This window comes from Euryhalocaulis caribicus, assembly GCF_000412185.1.
Classification (GTDB): domain Bacteria; phylum Pseudomonadota; class Alphaproteobacteria; order Caulobacterales; family Maricaulaceae; genus Euryhalocaulis; species Euryhalocaulis caribicus.
Genome location: NZ_ASJA01000009.1, coordinates 35303 through 51855 on the forward strand (window position 1 = coordinate 35303; position 16553 = coordinate 51855).

20 protein-coding genes and 1 tRNA gene are annotated in these 16553 nt (G+C 63.6%); 2 read left to right on the forward strand and 19 right to left on the reverse strand.

Translation table 11 applies throughout. From position 1 onward, the window contains the following. Positions 1-80: 80 nt before the first annotated feature. Both rpsI and rplM read right to left on the reverse strand, forming a co-directional pair. Positions 81-599 carry a 30S ribosomal protein S9 gene (gene rpsI, locus L338_RS08845; protein ID WP_022698016.1) on the reverse strand — a complete coding sequence of 173 codons (519 nt, stop codon included), beginning with the start codon at positions 597-599 and terminating at the stop codon, positions 81-83. Then, a complete protein-coding gene (gene rplM / locus L338_RS08850) occupies positions 599-1066 on the reverse strand; it encodes a 50S ribosomal protein L13 (protein ID WP_022698017.1) in 468 nt (155 codons plus the stop codon). The genes rpsI and rplM overlap by 1 nt, the downstream gene beginning before the upstream one ends. A 236-nt stretch (positions 1067-1302) precedes the next feature. On the opposite strand from rplM, the gene L338_RS08855 reads away from it, so the two are divergent. Beyond that, positions 1303-2379, forward strand: a complete 1077-nt coding sequence (locus L338_RS08855; protein WP_022698018.1) for a phytase — start codon at positions 1303-1305, stop codon at positions 2377-2379. Here L338_RS08855 and L338_RS08860 read toward each other — a convergent pair. The 7 genes from L338_RS08860 to L338_RS08890 form a co-directional block, all read right to left on the reverse strand. Then, positions 2313-3410 carry a COX15/CtaA family protein gene (locus tag L338_RS08860; protein WP_051122745.1) on the reverse strand — a complete coding sequence of 366 codons (1098 nt, stop codon included), beginning with the start codon at positions 3408-3410 and terminating at the stop codon, positions 2313-2315. The genes L338_RS08855 and L338_RS08860 overlap by 67 nt on opposite strands. Positions 3411-3428: 18 nt before the next feature. Beyond that, positions 3429-3506: transfer RNA gene (locus L338_RS08865), tRNA-Pro, on the reverse strand. A gap of 59 nt (positions 3507-3565) precedes the next feature. After that, positions 3566-3955: a MerR family transcriptional regulator gene (locus L338_RS08870; RefSeq protein ID WP_027068405.1), complete on the reverse strand. Its 390-nt coding sequence runs from the start codon at positions 3953-3955 to the stop codon at positions 3566-3568. A gap of 4 nt (positions 3956-3959) precedes the next feature. Next, complete coding sequence (locus L338_RS08875; protein ID WP_022698019.1) at positions 3960-4259, reverse strand: integration host factor subunit alpha; 300 nt, start codon at positions 4257-4259, stop codon at positions 3960-3962. Between the two features lie 74 nt (positions 4260-4333). Then, complete coding sequence (locus L338_RS08880) at positions 4334-5305, reverse strand: beta-ketoacyl-ACP synthase III (RefSeq protein WP_022698020.1); 972 nt, start codon at positions 5303-5305, stop codon at positions 4334-4336. After that, positions 5302-6360, reverse strand: coding sequence for a phosphate acyltransferase PlsX (gene plsX / locus L338_RS08885; protein ID WP_027068406.1), 1059 nt, complete (start codon positions 6358-6360; stop codon positions 5302-5304). The genes L338_RS08880 and plsX overlap by 4 nt, the downstream gene beginning before the upstream one ends. A gap of 82 nt (positions 6361-6442) precedes the next feature. After that, positions 6443-7039: a ubiquinol-cytochrome C chaperone family protein gene (locus L338_RS08890; RefSeq protein ID WP_152485862.1), complete on the reverse strand. Its 597-nt coding sequence runs from the start codon at positions 7037-7039 to the stop codon at positions 6443-6445. 41 nt (positions 7040-7080) lie between these two features. Here L338_RS08890 and L338_RS08895 point away from each other — a divergent pair, with 41 nt between their 5' ends. Then, entirely contained in the window at positions 7081-7566 is a 486-nt protein-coding gene (locus L338_RS08895; RefSeq protein WP_022698023.1) for an outer membrane protein assembly factor BamE, read from the forward strand. Positions 7567-7653: 87 nt separating this feature from the next. Here L338_RS08895 and L338_RS08900 read toward each other — a convergent pair whose 3' ends face one another. From L338_RS08900 to glyA, 10 genes are all read right to left on the reverse strand, one after another. Beyond that, a complete protein-coding gene (locus L338_RS08900; RefSeq protein ID WP_022698024.1) occupies positions 7654-9807 on the reverse strand; it encodes a sodium-translocating pyrophosphatase in 2154 nt (717 codons plus the stop codon). Between the two features lie 157 nt (positions 9808-9964). Next, positions 9965-10438 carry a hypothetical protein gene (locus tag L338_RS08905; protein WP_022698025.1) on the reverse strand — a complete coding sequence of 158 codons (474 nt, stop codon included), beginning with the start codon at positions 10436-10438 and terminating at the stop codon, positions 9965-9967. Positions 10439-10462: 24 nt separating this feature from the next. Beyond that, positions 10463-11434: a thiamine-phosphate kinase gene (thiL, locus tag L338_RS08910; protein WP_022698026.1), complete on the reverse strand. Its 972-nt coding sequence runs from the start codon at positions 11432-11434 to the stop codon at positions 10463-10465. Beyond that, on the reverse strand, positions 11427-11909 hold the full coding sequence (gene nusB, locus L338_RS08915; RefSeq protein ID WP_022698027.1) for a transcription antitermination factor NusB: 483 nt from the start codon (positions 11907-11909) through the stop codon (positions 11427-11429). The genes thiL and nusB overlap by 8 nt, the downstream gene beginning before the upstream one ends. Beyond that, positions 11902-12333, reverse strand: coding sequence for a 6,7-dimethyl-8-ribityllumazine synthase (locus L338_RS08920; protein ID WP_022698028.1), 432 nt, complete (start codon positions 12331-12333; stop codon positions 11902-11904). Before L338_RS08920 ends, nusB begins: the two co-directional genes overlap by 8 nt. Then, positions 12326-13456: a 3,4-dihydroxy-2-butanone-4-phosphate synthase gene (gene ribB / locus L338_RS08925; protein WP_022698029.1), complete on the reverse strand. Its 1131-nt coding sequence runs from the start codon at positions 13454-13456 to the stop codon at positions 12326-12328. Before ribB ends, L338_RS08920 begins: the two co-directional genes overlap by 8 nt. Positions 13457-13463: 7 nt before the next feature. After that, positions 13464-14069 (reverse strand): riboflavin synthase, encoded by a 606-nt coding sequence (locus L338_RS08930; protein WP_022698030.1) that lies wholly within the window; start codon positions 14067-14069, stop codon positions 13464-13466. A 2-nt stretch (positions 14070-14071) separates the two neighbouring features. Further along, on the reverse strand, positions 14072-14746 hold the full coding sequence (locus L338_RS08935) for a RibD family protein (RefSeq protein ID WP_022698031.1): 675 nt from the start codon (positions 14744-14746) through the stop codon (positions 14072-14074). Continuing rightward, positions 14743-15207 (reverse strand): transcriptional regulator NrdR, encoded by a 465-nt coding sequence (gene nrdR, locus L338_RS08940; RefSeq protein WP_022698032.1) that lies wholly within the window; start codon positions 15205-15207, stop codon positions 14743-14745. Before nrdR ends, L338_RS08935 begins: the two co-directional genes overlap by 4 nt. Positions 15208-15219: 12 nt before the next feature. Further along, positions 15220-16524 (reverse strand): serine hydroxymethyltransferase, encoded by a 1305-nt coding sequence (gene glyA, locus L338_RS08945; protein WP_022698033.1) that lies wholly within the window; start codon positions 16522-16524, stop codon positions 15220-15222. Between the last annotated feature and the right edge of the window lie 29 nt (positions 16525-16553).

A 16553-nucleotide genomic window follows, 5' to 3' on the forward strand; every position in this document is an offset into this window, starting at 1 on the left:
CATTTGTAGCCGACGCGAGACGTAAAAAAAGGGCGCCCCGTATCCGGGACGCCCCTTTCCAACAGTCGAGACCGGCTCGATTAACGCTTGGAGAACTGGAAGCTCTTCCGCGCTTTCTTGCGGCCGTACTTCTTGCGTTCCACCGCGCGGCTGTCCCGCGTCATGAAGCTTCCCGGCTTCAGGACCGCGCGCAGCGCCGGTTCGTAATTGACCATCGCCCGGGCAATGCCGTGACGCACCGCGCCCGCCTGTCCGGACAGGCCGGAGCCGCGAACCGTGGCGATCACGTCGAATTCGTCATTGCGCTCGGCGGCCAGCAGCGGCTGACGAAGCAGCATGCGCAGGACCGGACGGGCGAAATAGTCTTCTTCCGATTTGCCGTTGATCGTGATGCGGCCCGAACCCGGCTTGACCCAAACGCGGGCAATCGCCTTTTTCCGGCGGCCGGTGCCATAGGCGCGGCCATGCTCGTCGATCTTCGGCTCCGGCAGGGCTTCCTCGTCGATGGACGGGACGCCGCCTTCGGTGGCTTCCTCAACGCTGTCAGCGTCGGAAAGCGCCTCTTTCAGGTCTTCGAGAGAGCGAACCTGATCGGCCATTATTTGATCCTCACATTCTTGGCGTTCAGCGCCTTGAAATCGATGGTTTTGGGCTTCTGAGCCTCATGCGGATGCTCGGCGCCGGTGTAAACGCGCAGATTGGACATCTGCTGGCGGGCCAGCGGGCTTTCCTTGGGAAGCATGCGCTCGACAGCCTTCTTGACGACGCGCTCGGCATGATCACCGCCCAGCACTTCGGCCGGGGTGGTCGACTTGATGCCGCCCGGGTGGCCGGTGTGACGGTAATAGCGCTTGTCGGTCAGCTTGTTGCCCGTAAAGACAACCTGATCGGCGTTGACGATGACGACATTGTCGCCGCAATCGACATGCGGAGTGTAATCGGGACGGTGCTTGCCGCGCAGACGCGACGCCACGAAGGCGGCCAGACGGCCAACCACGGCGCCCTTGGCGTCTACGACGATCCAGTCCTTTTCGATCTCCGCGGGTTTGGCGGAAAAGGTCTTCATAATCTTCGATACCTGATAACGGGTGACGCGCCCCGCACTCAAACGGGCCGCTGTTCGGCGCGCGGTGTACGGCGCTGTGCAACCGATGTCAATTCAAACACGGAAAAATACCGCTATAAAACATGATTTTATGCATGCGGTATTATTTTACCGGATTGCCGAACGGCGCATGCTTGCTATCTCCCCAGACAATTATGCGATAGTGACGCAAACACGAATTCGATCGGAGATACTTGATGCCGGTTTCCCAGATTATACGCCGCCGCAGCGCCCTTTTCAGCATGGCGGCCGCAGCCGCCCTGCTCGCCGCTTGCGGTCAGGACGCCGCAGAAACCGACACCGCGGAAACACAGGATGGCGAACAGGCGCAGAGCCAGGCGACCGATCTTGTCGTCACCGCGTCCAGCGATGAACTGGAAAGCCCCCTGACGGCGGTCCACGCCCTGCCCAATGCCGATATTGTCTATAACGGAGTGATCGCCGGCGCGCCGGAAAGCGGCGGCCTGACGATCTTCAATGTCGATGGCGGCGTTGTGGCTGAACAGGCCGGTCCGGCATACGGCTCGCTGGCGGCCTCCTCTGGTTTCCAGTTGCGGGGATCGGCCTTGCCGCTGATCGCAGCCGCCAATCTGGAAACCGGAACCGTCGATTTCATCGGGTTCAGCGCAGAGCAAAGCGCGCTGCTGGAAGTGCCGGTCTCCGGGCTCGACACCGAAATCGAAATCCGGGCCGTGTGCACGGCCGACTCCGACCAAAGCCGGCTCGACTTCTTCGCGCTCGGCGCGGACGGGCAGGTTGAACGCTGGCGCGTTCGCGATACCGGGGCGGAGCAGCTAAGCGCGGAACGTCTGACCGGGTTTGACGCCCCCTTCAGCGCGCGGCGCTGCGCTTATGATCCGGCGGGCGGCGCTCTCTACGTCTCCTCCCCTCTCAGCCAGTTGGCCCGCATAGACGCAAACGGCGAGGCGACGGCGCAACGGGACCTGAATGTCTCCGGCATGGGCTTCGCCGTCCTGTCCGGGCAGGGAAGCCTGGCCGCCGCCACCGGCGACAGCGTTCAATTGCTGGATCCAAATTCGCTGGAGACCAGTCAGACCCTCACTTTCGGGCCGGGCCTGACCGTCCCCGCGCTGGTCAATCCCGGCGCGCTGGATGTCAGCGGGGAAACTTATGGCGGGGCCTATCCGGACGGTTTCCTCGCCGTCTCTGACGGCTCTGACCGGATGCTGAAATTCATTGATTACGGTTATGTGGAGCGCTCGCTCTCCGAACCGGAAAACCGTTTCGCGCCAAAACCGCCGCGTGAATCGTGAGCGAAGCCGAGGGCTGACATCAGCAGCAGGACCGCGCCGGTCTGGTGGGCGACCCCCAGCGGCAGCGCCGTGACGCTCAGCAGCGTCGCCACGCCCAACGCGGCCTGCAGCCACGCCACCGCCATCAGCGTATTCAGCCAGACCCTGGCGCGCCCATATGCGCCGCCGCGCACGAACAGCCAGGCGGCTGTGACGCCGAGCAGCACCAGATAGGCGCCGATACGGTGATTGAACTGGGTAACGCCGCGATCCTCGAAAATATCTTTCCAGACAAAATCGCCGGCTTGCAGGTGGGCGGGCATGAACCCGCCATCCATTGATGGCCAGGTGTTGTAGATCATGCCGGCGTCCAGCCCGGCGACAAAGGCGCCGCTTATGATCTGCACGAAGATCAGGACAACCAGCGCCGTTGAAACACGAATGGCCGCGGGCTCTCCCTTTGGCGTCAGGCGCGGAGGCGCGCATTCCAGTATCGTCCAGAACAGCGCGGCCAGAATGACCAGCGCCAGGCCCAGATGCGTCGCCAGCCGGTACTGGCTGACATCAAGACGGTCGACCAGTCCGCTGGATACCATCCACCAGCCAACCGCGCCCTGCAGCCCGCCCAGCAGCAATATCGCCAGCAGGCGGCGCGCCAGCGGCCAGGAAATTCGCCGCATGACAAGAAAAACCAGAAATGGAATGGCAAAGGCCAGTCCGATCAGCCTCCCCAGAAAGCGGTGCCCCCATTCCCACCAGTAGATGGCCTTGAACTCGGCCATGCTCATGCCGTGGTTCTGCAGCTGGTATTCCGGGATCTGGCGGTATTTTTCCAGCTCGGCCTGCCAGGCGGCGTCGCTCAGCGGCGGCACGGCGCCCGTCACGGGTTTCCATTCAGTGATGGACAGGCCGGAATCGGTCAGCCGGGTCAGTCCGCCAATCAGGATCATGGCGACGACCAGCGCGCACAACACGCCCAGCCAGACCACGATCGCGGTGCTGGAGTTTTGCCGTGGCTTGAGGTCGAGTTGCGCCGAATAAATGTCGGTCATAACGAAAAATTCCCGCGATGGTCGGAGCGGCCGGATTCGAACCGGCGACCCCCAGTCCCCCAGACTGGTGCGCTAACCGGGCTGCGCCACGCTCCGTATCAAGATCGCGGGAAACCGGCTTATAGGGTGCACGGCGCAGCGCCGCAACGCTTCCGTCAGTGCCGCTTGGCGAGGGCCTCGTCCAGACGGCTTTTCGCCGCACTCAGGTCGCGGGCGACTTCGCCAAGGCGGCGGGCCAGTTGCGGGGAACCGGCGGGCATGGCGGGGGCGCCCCCCTCGCCTTCAATGACGGCGGCGACGCCATTGTCCTTGAGGACTTTCTGCACGCCCTTGATCGTCATGCCCTCATCATAGAGCAGCGTCTTGATGCGCGCGATCAGGGCAAGGTCCTGCGGCCGGTAAAAGCGCCGGCCGCCAGTGCGTTTCAGGGGTTTGATCTGATGAAACTTGGTTTCCCAGAAACGCAGGACATGCGCGGGGATATCCAGTTCCTTGGACGCTTCGCCGATAGTGCGGTAGGCGCGGTCGGATTTTCCGTGCGGCATGGGATTATTTCGAAAGCTTGCCGTCGATCCGGTCCTTGAGCACTTGTGACGGTTTGAACACCAGCACGCGCCGCGGTTCGATCGGCACCTCTTCGCCGGTTTTCGGGTTGCGTCCGATCCGGCCGTTCTTGTCGCGAACATTGAAAGCGCCGAAGGAGGACAGCTTGACGGACTGTCCCTGCGCCAACCTGCTGCTGATTGTGTCCAGCAGGGATTCAACCAGTTCCGTGGAATCCTGCCGGGAAAGGCCGATTTCTTCGTAAACCGCTTCGGCCAGATCAGCGCGGGTCAGCGTTTTGCTCATTGTCTCAAGTTTCTCCCCACGGCGGAGCGGACAAGCTATGGACCCCGCGCGGCCCCGTCAACGTCAAGTTTTGGTTAGAACTTTATGAGGGCGGCGCCCCAGGTGAAGCCGCCGCCAAGCGCCTCGATCAGCACATTGTCGCCCGGCTGGATGCGCCCATCCTCGAAAGCTTCGCTCATCGCCAGCGGAATCGACGCCGCCGAGGTATTCCCGTGACGCGCGACAGTGGAAACCACCCGCCCCTCCGGAATTTTCAGTTTCTTGGCGACACTGTCGAGAATTCTCTGGTTTGCCTGATGCGGAACGAACCAATCGATATCGTCCGCCGTCAGACCGGCGTCCTGCATCACGTGTTCGATCGATTCCGAAATCTTGCCGACCGCATGCCGGAATACCTGATTGCCAGACATGCGCAGATGCCCGACCGTCTTGGTGGTCGAAGGCCCGCCATCGACATAAAGCAGATCACGATAGCGGCCGTCAGACCGGATATAGGTCTGCATGACCCCGCGTTCGCTCTGCGGCTCTTCCGCCGTCATGACCAGCGCCCCGGCGCCGTCGCCGAACAGCACGCAGGTCGAGCGGTCCTCCCAGTCCAGAATGCGCGAGAATGTCTCCGAACCGATGACCAGCGCGGTCTTTGCCTGCCCCCGGGCCAGGAAATTGTCCGCGGTCGCCAGCGCATAGACGAAACCGCTGCATACCGCGTGCACGTCGAACGCTGCGCCCTGCCGCACGCCCAAACGTTCCTGAACAATCGTGGCGGTGGCGGGAAAGGTGTAATCGGGCGTCGCCGTGGCCAGGACGATCAGATCGATTTCCCCGGCGTCCAGCCCGGCGTTTTTCAGGGCGTGTTCGGCCGCCTTTACCGCCATGTCGGCGGTGGTTTCGCCTTCCGCGGCGATATGGCGCTCCTGAATGCCCGTGCGTTCGCGTATCCACTCATCGCTGGTCTCGACCATGGAGGCCAGCTCGGTATTGGTCAGGACCTTTTCGGGCAAATAGCCCCCGACCCCGCGGACGACAGACCGGCGTTCAGCGGTCAACTGACTGTCTCCGGCGCGGCCAGCGCGTCCTCGACATCGACCCGTTCCAGCCGGGCCAGATTTTTCTCGATCTCAGACAAGTAAGAACTCTTCGCCATATCCAACGCCACGTTCAAAGCCTGTGCGAACCCCTGCCCGTCCGTTCCGCCATGGCTTTTCACCACGATTCCATTCAGACCCAGAAACACCCCGCCATTCACGTTCCGCGGATCCATTCTCTGGCGCACCACGTTCAGGCCGCCGCGCGCCATCAGGGCGCCCAGCTTGGACAGCGCCGAACTGGTCAGCCCTTCACGGATGAACCCGGCGACCAGCTTTGCGGTTCCTTCCGCCGTCTTCAGCGCGACATTGCCGGTGAACCCGTCGGTCACCACCACGTCCACCACTCCGGCGCTAATGTCGTTGCCTTCGACATAGCCGTAATAATCAAGGTCCAGATGCGCTTCCTGCAGCAGCTTGGCCGCCCCCTGGACGATGGAATTGCCCTTCATTTCCTCGGCGCCGACATTCAGCAGCCCGACGCTAGGCCGTGTCACGCCGTGCACGGCCCGGCAGAACGCCTCGCCCATGATGGCAAATTCGACCAGCTGGGTTTCCTCGACCTCGATATTCGCGCCAACGTCCAGCACCACGCTGTACCCTTTCGGATTGGGCCAGCTGGCGGCGATGGCCGGGCGGTGAACGCCCTTTTTCATGCGCAGAACGATCTTGGAAATCGCCATCAGCGCGCCGGTATTGCCGGCGGAGATCGCGACATTGGCCTCGCCATGCTTCACGCTCTCGACCGCGTTCCACATGCTGGACCCGCGCGCCCGGCGCAGCGCTTCTGATGGCTTGTCGGTCATGGTGACCCAGGTATCGGAATGCCGGATTTCAGAGACCTTCGCCGCGTCCGGGTGCTTTTCCAGCAGCGGAGCAATTTCGGACTCGCAGCCATGCAGCAGATAGTGCGCGCCGTTGCCGCGGCGCGCAGCGCGGGCCACGCCGTCAACGATCGCCGCAGGCGCGTCGTCGCCGCCCATCGCATCTATGGATATTGTAAGAGCGGCGGACATCGTCCCTCGCAGGAAGCGCCGTGAATTCGGCTGGAGGAGCGCGGACGATAGCCGAACACCGCGATGATGCAACGTCAGGCGGTCAGGCTTTGACACACGCGCCGGCGGCGTCCGGCCAGGGCAGGCCGGCGCTGGAAAACGCCTCTATCGGCGCGGCGCCGATCTCACGGTCCGCCGCCAGGGCGTAGCGCGGAAAGCCGTCCAGGCCCGCCGCGCCGATCACATCGCTGCCATTGCGGGTCAGCACCGCGCGCACCGCCTCTTCATCCGCATCGCCCAGCGCGGCGCCATAGGCCTGAATGCGCCCATAGAGCGATTGCACGATATGCTTCATCTTTTTCCCGAAGCGCGCATCGCCCACGCCCAGCTCGCGCAGATTCACGTCCATGTCTTTCACGAAGGCGTCGAAAAAGGCCTGCGCGAACGCTTCGTCCAGCGCGTTCAGACGCCGATAGGCAATCGCCATGTGAAGCGCCAGAATCTCGAACCGGCCATCCACGGTGTCATCGGCGCCGCCTTCGTCATAGAAGGCCGGATTGCGCGCGGCGGACAGCACCGACTCGTAAAGACGCTGCTCCGGGCGCGGTTTGCGGGGTTTGAAAAGTCCAAAAATCGCCATGCCGGGCAGGAATAGACTGAACCAGAGCGCTTGCAAGGCGCGAAGGCTGGCTTTACGCAATCAACCGACAGTTTTTACGACTTTGCAGCAAGGAACGCATTATGCGCCTCGCCCTCTTAGCCGCCGCGTCCGCCCTGGTGGTTTCGGCCTGTAACCCCGTCATGCGCTCGCATGGCTATGTGCCGAACGAAAACCTGCCCCAGGACATCGAGGCGGGCACGGACGACAAGGCCAGCGTCATGGAGCGTCTGGGCAACCCGTCCACGACCGGCGTCTTCGAAACCGACACCTGGTATTACATCTCCTCCACGCGGGAGGAGCTGGCCTATTTCAAGCCGAAAACGCGTTCCCGCCGTATCGTGGCGATCGAATTCGATGACGGCGGCACGGTGAGCAATGTCGAAGAATATGATCTCGCCGACGGCCGCAATGTGAATCTGGTGGGACGCGAAACGCCGACCCGGGGCCGCGAGCTGACGATTCTCGAACAGCTCTTTGGCAATATCGGGCGCCTGCCGACCGAACAGCTGGGCGGTGACCGCAACCTGCCCGGCGGCGCCGGCGGCCCGCGGCCCGACGGTTCCTGAGCCAGACCCTGCAAACCTTACAATCCGCATAAAAAAACGCCCCGGCCGAAACCGGGGCGTTTTCTTTTGTGATCGTATCGAGGCTTGCTAGTGCGCCAGAACGGCCAGCATCAGCAGCGCGACGATATTGGTGATCTTGATCATCGGGTTCACGGCCGGACCGGCGGTGTCCTTGTAGGGATCACCCACCGTGTCGCCCGTCACCGCGGCCTTGTGGGCTTCGGAGCCCTTGCCGCCGTGATTGCCGTCCTCGATGTACTTCTTGGCGTTGTCCCAGGCGCCGCCGCCCGCCGTCATGGAGATGGCGACGAACAGGCCCGTGACGATCACGCCCAACAGCATGGCGCCGACTGAGGACAGCGCGTCCGACTTGCCGGCGTCATCCAGCCCAAGGCTGGCGCCGCCGAAGAACCAGATCGCGAAGAACAGCACTACCGGGGACAGGACGGGCAGCAGCGACGGCACGATCATCTCGCGAATCGCGGCCTTGGTCAGCAGGTCGACGGCGCGGCCATAATCGGGACGCTCCGTGCCCTGCATGATGCCCGGCTTCTCCTTGAACTGACGGCGCACTTCCTCGACAACCGCGGTCGCGGCGCGGCCGACGGCCATCATGCTCATCCCGCCGAACAGGTAAGGCAGCAAGCCGCCGAACAGCAGGCCGACCACGACATACGGGTTGGAGAGCGAGAAGTTGATGTCGATGCCCGCGAAGAACGGATACGCGTCCGGATTCGCCGCAAAGAACGCCAGATCCTGCGTATAGGCCGCGAACAGAACCAGGGCGCCAAGCCCCGCGGAGCCGATGGCGTAGCCCTTGGTCACCGCCTTGGTGGTGTTGCCCACAGCGTCCAGCGCATCCGTGGTGTCGCGGACATTGCCTTCAAGATCGGCCATCTCGGCAATGCCGCCGGCATTGTCCGTGACCGGACCGAACGCATCCAGCGCCACGATCATGCCGGCCAGCGCCAGCATGGTGGTCACCGCAATGGCGATGCCAAACAGGCCGGCAATCTGGAACGTCGCGATGATGCCTACAATGATGATCAGCGCCGGAACCGCCGTGGATTCCAGCGAAACCGCCAGGCCCTGAATCACGTTCGTGCCGTGACCGCTTTCAGAGGCCGCCGCGATGCTGCGAACGGGCCGGTAGGCGGTGCCGGTATAGTACTCGGTGATCCAGACAATCGCGCCCGTGATGGCAAGACCCAGCACGCCGCAGATGAACAGGCTGGTCGCCGTAAAGGTCTGACCGCCCGTGACTTCAAATGCCGTGGCGAAGCCTTCCGGGAACACCAGCTGCGTCACGACGGCAATACCGACCAGCGAGAACACGCCGGTCGCCGCCAAGCCCTTGTATAGCGCGCCCATGACGGACGTCGAACCCTTGGACAGACGCACGAAAAACGTGCCCAGGATCGAGGCGATGATGCAGACGCCGCCAATGGCCAGCGGATACAGCATCATGGTCGCCGCGGAGGCCGAGGCGAAGATGATGGAGGCCAGCACCATGGTGGCGACCACGGTCACTGCATAGGTCTCAAACAGATCGGCCGCCATGCCGGCGCAGTCGCCGACATTGTCGCCCACATTGTCAGCGATGGTCGCCGCGTTGCGAGGATCGTCTTCCGGAATACCGGCTTCGACCTTGCCCACCATGTCGCCGCCAACATCGGCGCCCTTGGTGAAGATGCCGCCGCCTAGGCGCGCGAAGATAGAGATGAGCGAAGCGCCGAAGCCCAGCGCAACCAGCGCGTCAACAACGTCCCGGCTGGCGGATTCAAAGCCGAACGGCCCGATCAGCAGCGCGTAATAGACCGTCACGCCCAGCAGCGCGAGGCCGGCCACGAGCATGCCCGTGATCGCGCCTGCGCGGAACGCCATGGAAAGGCCTTGCGCCAGGCCCTGGCGGGCCGCTTCGGTCGTGCGCACGTTGGCGCGGACGGAAACAAGCATCCCGATGAAGCCGGCCGCGCCCGACAGGATCGCCCCGATGGCGAACCCGATAGCGGGCAGATAGCCCAGCAGCAGGAATACGATGACGAAGATCACCGCGCCGACAATGGCGACGCTGATATATTGACGGCGCAGATAAGCGTTCGCGCCTTCCTGAATCGCCTTCGCGATCTCCTGCATACGCTCATTGCCCGCGCTTGCATTCAGCACGGAGCGGATTTGTGCGGCGCCATAAATGAGCGCCAGAAGACCGGCGGCGATTACCAACCAGAGTGCAAGTGACATTTTTTGATTACCCGTTAAAGACAGCCCATAGGGCCTTTTTTACGGCGCGGAACGCGCCGCCCTACCCATTCCAACTTGATGTTCCGGTTATGCCTAATGCGCAAGCGCGGCGCAACATCGCCGCCGGAACCCGTTATAAATAATGGGGTGTCAGGACCTAGCTGCGAGAGTCCACGGTCAGGAAGTGGATGCCGGTGATTGATTCTCCGCCAAGCGTCTCGTTCGCCGTGGCCATCCAGACCTTTGCCGCCTTTTCACGGTCCAGCGCGCGGCCGTTGCCGTCCGCGCCCAGAGACTGCTTGTGGGCGGCCCGGATCATCGCATCGCGGACATAATGGGTCCGCCCGCGCACCTTCCAGGGATCAACGCCGTCCGCGACCTGCAGGCGAACCGACACGAAGACGTAATTCAGAAGGCGGCCATCCTCGAAAACCGGGACGACAAGGGTGGGAATCTCCACGCCGCGGCCGTTATCTTCCGGCGGTTCGGCTTCTTCTTCCGGAGATTCCAGGGTGAAACCGGCCTGATAGCGGTTCCCATGCGCTTCGCTCTTGCCCGATTTCTCGGGCGCCGCGGCAAACGCGGGAAGCGTGAAGAGCACAAAGCCAAGGATCAGGAGCGCCTGTTTCATGGCGCGAGATATACGGCAAAGCCGTCAAAAATGGGTGAATCCCGCTCGAACGGCCGAAACCGGCCCGTTGCGGCCGGTGGCGTTCACCCCCTCGCCTTCACTCACCCTGCCAATGCGGGTGATGCCAATGCCCGTCTGATCGGCGGCATACGCAATCGCATCCTCCGCGAAAGGCGGCGCGGCGAACAGGATCTGATAATCGTCCCCGCCCGTCGCCAGATCCAGCAGCCGGTCATCGGGGGCGTCGTCAGCGTCAATCCAGCGCCGCGCCTGTTCGCTGACCGGCATGAGGGAGAGGTCCACCTCCAGACGCTTCCCGGATTGCCGGGCGATATGACCCGCATCCGCCAGCAGCCCGTCTGAAATATCCAGCGCCGCCGACGCCAGCCCCGATAGATAGGCCGCAAGCGCAACGGGAGGTTCTGGCTGACGGTATGCGGCCTTCTGACCGGCCCATTTTCCCTGTATCCGGCCCTGCAAGGCCTGTAGGCCAAGCCAGGCTTCCCCGATCCGGCCGGTCACATAAAGGCGGTCGCCGGCGTGCGCCCCGTTGCGGCGCACCATGCCCTTGTCGGGCCGATTGCCCAGCGCAGTGATCGAGAGGGTCAGCGGCCCGTTTGTCGCTGTCGTATCGCCGCCCAGCAGCTTCACGCCGTAGCGGGTCTGGTCCTCGGCCAGTCCAGAGGCCAGCGCCGCCATGTCAGCTTCTGAAAAGTCGTCGGGCAGCGCGAGAGACAGCATGTAATGGACCGGCTCCGCGCCCTTGGAGGCAAGGTCCGACAGATTGGCCCTCAATGCTTTTTGCGCGATGCTCTCCAGCGGATCATTTGCGAGGAAATGCCGCCCGGCGATCATCATGTCGGACGTAACGACCCAGCCCTCGCCCGCAATCAACTCGGCGGCGTCATCGGTCAGGGCAAATCCGCCCTCGCTCGAAAGCGGCGCCAGATAGCGCCGTATGAATTCGAATTCCCCGGGGCGTTCGCCGCTAGCCATTCAGGGCCAGCTCGCCGCCCCGCACGTCGCGGGCGACGGCGTCCAGAACGCCATTGATAAATTTCGGCGAGTCGTCCTCGAAGAAATCGCGGGCGATCTCGACATATTCATTGATGATCGTCTTCACCGGCACGTCGGAGCGTTGCGTCAGCTCATAGACCCCGGCCCGCAGCGCGGCCCGCAAGGTCGAGTCGATGCGGTCCAGACGCCAGCCCGTGGCCAGACGTTTGGAAACGATGGAATCGATATCGTCCTGACGCCCGACAACGCCCATGACCAGATCCTCGAAAAAATCCTCATCCGCCTCGATATAATCGGGAACCTCGTGCTCCCCGCCGAAACGATAATTGCGGAACTCCAGAACCACGGCCTTGGCCCCGCGGCCGGAGACTTCCATCTGATAGAGCGCCTGAACGGCGGAAAAGCGCGCGGCGGCCCGCAGGCGCGCGCGGTTCTCTGAAGGGTTCTCACTCATCTTCGAATTTCGCCTTCAGCTCGATCATGCGTAGGGCGGCGTTCGCCGCGTCCGCGCCTTTATTCTTCCGGTCGGGCATGGCCCGCTCCATGGCCTGGCTCATGCTTTCCACGGTCAGGATTCCATTGCCCAACGGAACGCCGATCAGCGAAAGATCCATCAGCGCCCGCGCGGTCTCCTGACAGATATAGTCATAATGGCTCGTCTCGCCCCGGATCACGCAGCCCAGCGCCACGAACCCGTCATAGCGGTCGCTGTCGGCGGCTGCGGCGATCACGCCCGGAATTTCGAAGGCGCCCGGCACGTCGATCCGCTCATGCGATGCGCCGGCCTTGTCCAGCGCCGCCGCGGCGCCGTCATAGAGCGCGTCCGCGACCTCGCCATAAAAGCGCGCCTCCACGATCAGCAGGCGGGGTTCAGCCATGATTATGTTCCTTGCCGTCGAAAGTGCGCCAGCCGGAAACGGTCAGTCCGTAACCCTCAAGACCCACAAGCTTCTGCGGCGTATCGGTCAGAAGCGTCATTTTTTCAACGCCCAGGTCCCGTAGAATCTGCGATCCGGTGCCGATCTCGCGATAGCGCTTGATCTCCGCATCCTCGTCTTCCGCCGGCGAATCCCCGAAACGGCGGGACAGCGCGCCGGCGTCCGTGTCGCGGATCAGCACCACCACGCCGCCTTGCGGCGCGTCGGCGACAATCTCCATGGCGCGGGAGATCAGGTCCGTGCGTCCGCGCTCCAGACCCAGCAGATCGGCGCCGAAATCCACCTTGTGAACCCGCACCAGCGTCGGTTGGCCGGCGTCGATCTCTCCGGAGACCAGCGCCGCGTGTTCCGACCCGTCGACCGTGTTGCGATAGGCCATCATGCGGAATTTCCCGCCATGCTGACTGTCGATCTCGGTTTCCAGCAGGCGTTCGACCACATTGTCGTGCCGGCGGCGATAGGCGATCAGATCCGCAATCGTGCCAATCTTCAGGCCGTGCTCCTGCGCGAACTCGATCAGGTCCGGCAGCCGCGCCATGGTGCCGTCATCCTTCATCACTTCGCAGATCACCCCGGCCGGGAACAGCCCCGCCATGCGGGAGATGTCGACCGCCGCCTCGGTATGCCCGGCGCGCACCAGAACCCCGCCATCCTTCGCGACCAGCGGGAAGACATGGCCGGGCGATACAATGTCGTTGGCGCGTTTGTCGGGATCGATGGCGACGGCGATCGTATGCGCCCGGTCATGGGCGGAAATCCCGGTCGTAATCCCCTCTCGCGCTTCGATTGAAACGGTGAAGGCGGTACGATTGCGCGCCTGGTTCTCGCGGGACATCGGCTCCAGGCCCAGCGTCCCGGCGCGCGCCTGCGTCATCGGCAGGCAGATCAGGCCGCGGCCGAACTTGGCCATGAAGTTCACCGCTTCAGGCGTGGCGAACTGGGCGGGGATAATCAAGTCGCCCTCATTCTCCCGGTCCTCGGCGTCGACAAGGATATACATCCGCCCGTTGCGGGCGTCCTCGATGATGTCCTCGATGGGAGAGATCCGGCTTTGATCGGTCATGTCGCCCTTATCCGCGCGCTTCCAGGAGACGGGCGAGATAGCGAGCCACGGTGTCGATTTCCAGATTGACGCGCGCGCCAACCTGCAGCGATCCGAGGTTAGTCACATCAGCCGTATGCGGAATGAGGTTCACGCCAAACCGCGCGCCCTCCACCTCGTTCACCGTCAGGGAGACGCCGTTGATGGTGATAGAGCCCTTGGGCGCGATCATTGGCGACAGCGCCTCCGGCGCCTCGAAGACCAGCCGCAGGGAGCGCGCATCCTCGCTGCGCTCGACCAGCTCGCCAACGCCATCGACATGGCCGGTCACCAGATGCCCGCCAATTTCGTCGCCGAACCGCGCGGCCCGCTCCAGATTGACCGTCGAACCTTCCCGCCAGCCGCCCAGCGTTGTCCTGGACAGCGTCTCGTTCGACACGTCGCAGGCATGAATTGCGCCCTCGCCCTCGGGCTCCGCGCTGACGATGGTCAGGCAGGCGCCGTCATGGGCGACCGAGGCGCCAATCACGAACTCGGCCGCCAGGATTTCGCTCTGTACGAAAATGCGGACATCGCCGCCCTGGCGCTCCAGCCGCCGGACCGCGCCCTGATGAGTGATAATTCCAGTAAACATGGCTACTCCCTGACCGGGACGTAGCGATCCCAGACGTCGCCGCCAAGATCTGTAGAGTCCTGGAGCCTGAAGCGCGGAGCCGCGCCCGGCGCGTCCATGTCCAGATCCCCTATCCCGGCCACGCCGTCGCCGCCCAGCACGACCGGCGCGCGAAACCATTCCAGCGCATCCACCAGCCCGGCCTTGATGAAGGACGCCGCCACCTGCCCGCCGCCTTCGACGAACACCGATTTCACGCCGTCTTCCGCCAGCCCGGCCAGCACGGCCTCGGGGCAGACCCCGCCATCCGCCGGCCTGATCTTCTTCACCGTCACGCCCTTGGCGGCCAGCACGCTGGCATTGATGCCCGGCGCGCGTTCGCTGCAAAAGACAATGACCGGAATTTCCTTGGCGGTGGTCGCCAGTTCGCTGTCCGGATGCAGCCGCAGCCGCGTGTCCAGCACCACCCGGACCGGTTGCTCGCCGTCGAAATCGTCCAGCCGCACGGTCAGGGAGGGATTGTCCGCCCGCGCCGTGCCTATGCCGATCAGGATGGCGTCATGCTCTGCGCGCAGCCGGTGAGACTGTTCCCGCGCCGCCTCTCCGGTGATCCACCGGGACTTGCCGCTGGCCGTTGCGATGCGGCCGTCGAGAGAGGTCGCGAGCTTGAGCGTGACGCGCGGGCGCGCAGCGGTCATTCGTCGTCCCTGGACAATTGCTCGTCCTCGATGAATTCCTTGAAGTCCGCGACTTCGTGAAACGCCTTGTAGACCGAGGCGTAGCGGACATAGGCGACCTGATCGAGTTCCTTGAGAGCCTCCATCACATATTCGCCGATCTCAACGGAGGGAATATCGGTCTCTCCGCTGGATTCGATCCGCCGCACGATGCCGCTGACCATCTGTTCGATGCGTTCGGGCTCCACATTGCGCTTCTGCATGGCCAGCATGATCGAGCGCATCAGCTTGTCTCGGTCGAACATGGAGCGTTCGCCGTCCCGCTTCACGATGGTCAGCGCACGCAGGGACACCCGCTCGAACGTGGTGAAACGCTGCCCGCACTTGGCGCATTGCCGGCGGCGGCGAATGGCGTTCCCGTCCTCGGCGGGACGGGAATCCTTCACCTGCGTATCGGGGTCACCGCAATAGGGGCAGCGCATCGCGTATTTTCCTTATGCGTCAGGATAGATCGGGAAGCGGCCGGTCAGGCCGGTCACTTTCGCCTTCACCGCCGCTTCGACCGCCGGATCAGCCTCGCCCTTCGCGGCCATGGCGTCCAGCACTTCGGCGATCCACTCGCCAACCTGGCGGAACTCCGCCGCGCCAAATCCGCGCGTCGTGCCCACCGGGCTGCCCAGACGCAGGCCGGACGTCACCATCGGCTTTTCCGGGTCGAACGGCACGCCGTTCTTGTTGCAGGTCATATAGGCGCGCTCCAGCGTTTCCTCGCCGGTATTGCCCTTCAGATTTTTCGGCCGCAGGTCCAGCAGCACCAGATGCGTGTCCGTGCCGCCGGAAACGATGTCATATCCGGCGTCTTTCAGCGTGTCGCCCAGCGCCTTGGCGTTCTCGATCACGTTGCGCGCATAGATCTTGAAGTCCGGGGTCAGCGCCTCGCCGAACGCCACCGCCTTGGCGGCGACGGCGTGCATCAGCGGCCCGCCCTGCATGCCCGGGAACACCGCCGAATTGATCTTCTTGGCGATATCCTCGTCATTGGTCAGCACCATGCCGCCGCGCGGACCGCGCAGCGTCTTGTGCGTCGTGGTCGTGGCGACATGCGCGTGGTCCAGCGGATTGGGATGCGCCCCGCCCGCGACCAGCCCCGCGAAGTGCGCCATGTCGACCATCAGATAGGCGTCCACGGCATCGGCGATTTCACGGAAACGCTTGAAGTCGATCGTGCGCGGATAGGCGGAGCCGCCGGCAATGATAATCCGCGGCTTGTGCTCATGCGCCAGGCGCTCGACCTCGTCATAGTCGATCAGGTGGTCGTCCTTGCGCACGCCGTAATGATGCGCCTGAAACCACTTGCCTGAGACATTGGGCGGCGCGCCATGGGTCAGGTGGCCGCCCGCGGCCAGCGAAAGACCCAGAATGGAATCGCCCGGCTTGGCCAGCGCCAGGAACACCGCCTGATTGGCCTGACTGCCGGAGCTGGGCTGCACATTGGCGAAGCCGCAATTGAACAGGCGCTTGGCGCGGTCGCGGGCCAGGTTCTCCGCCTCGTCCACGAATTCGCAACCGCCATAATAGCGGCGCCCCGGATAGCCTTCGGCGTATTTATTGGTCAGCACCGACCCTTGAGCCTGCAGCACGGCCTTGGACACGATGTTTTCTGAGGCAATCAGCTCGATCTGGTCCTGCTGGCGCTTACGCTCGCGCTCCATCGCGCCAAAGATGTCGGGATCCTTGTCGGCGAGGTCCTGAGTGAAAAACGTCTCGGCGAGCGAGCCGGTTTCAAGCGCGTCGGCCATGGAAAACTTCTCCGTCTGCGGAACTACAA